Source organism: Kineococcus auxinigenes (assembly GCF_050871525.1).
Lineage (GTDB): Bacteria > Actinomycetota > Actinomycetes > Actinomycetales > Kineococcaceae > Kineococcus.
Genome location: NZ_JBKBCT010000144.1, coordinates 1 through 986, shown reverse-complemented (window position 1 = coordinate 986; position 986 = coordinate 1). Strand labels below are relative to the sequence as shown.

The 986-nt window shown below is 66.5% G+C and carries 1 protein-coding gene and 1 other annotated feature; the gene reads left to right on the top strand.

Annotation, left to right across the window (positions count from 1 at the left end; translation table 11 throughout):
* Positions 1-947, top strand: a 947-nt coding sequence (locus tag ACRYR9_RS19680; RefSeq protein ID WP_432499184.1) for an IS3 family transposase, incomplete at its 5' end; no start/stop codon positions are given.
* Positions 14-80: a sequence feature (AL1L pseudoknot), on the top strand. It overlaps the preceding gene by 67 nt.
* Positions 948-986: the final 39 nt, after the last annotated feature.

The following is a 986-nucleotide window of genomic DNA, read 5'->3' as shown; positions in this document are numbered from 1 at the left end:
CACTGACCCACCGTTACATCGACGAGCACAAGGACCAATTCGGGGTCGAGCCGATCTGCAGAGAATTGCAGATCGCCCCGAGCACCTACTACGCCGCCCGCACTCGACCGACCTCGAAGCGGTCGATCAGCGACCAGGCCGCATTGGCTGAGATCGACGAAGTGCACGCCGAGAACCTGCGCGTGTACGGCGCCCGCAAGCTGCACGCAGCGATCAACCGCCGCCGCCTCGAGTGCGCCAAAGTCGACGAGGCGCCGGAGCGCATCGCCCGTTGCACCGTGGAACGCCTGATGCGCTCGGTGGGGCTGCACGGGCTGCGCCGCAGCGGCAAACCACCACGGACCACGGTCCCGGCAATGCCCGACCACCGTCCGGACTTGGTGCCACGGGAGTTCACCGCCGACCGCCCGGACCGCCTGTGGGTAGCCGACATAACCTACATCCGGACCTGCTCGGGGTGGGTGTACGCCGCGTTCGTCCAGGACGTCTGCACCCGCCGGATCGTGGGCTGGCAAGTCGCGACCCACCTGCGTACCGAGTTGGCCCTGGATGCGCTGCAGATGGCGTTCTGGGTCCGTCGACGCGAAGGCGCTGATCTGACCGGGCTCAAGCACCACTCGGATAAGGGAGTTCAATACGTTGCGGTGCGCTACACCGAGAGTTTAGCCCTCGAAGGTGCTGTCGCTTCGGTCGGTTCCACCGGCGACTCCTACGACAACGCGATGGCTGAGGCGTTCAACTCCCTATTCAAGGCCGAGTGCATCCGCAACCCGCACCTACCCGGCCGTGACGGTCCGTGGCGCGGCCTCGACGACGTCGAACGGGCCGTCGCCGGCTACCTCGACTGGTACAACACCCGTCGCCTGCACGGCGAGCTCGGGATGGTCCCGCCGATCGAGTACCAGGCCCGATTCGACACCACTGCCGAGGTCGTCGCCGCGGCCTGAGCGTTGCTTCACACCCTCCATCAAACCCGGGCCTTGACA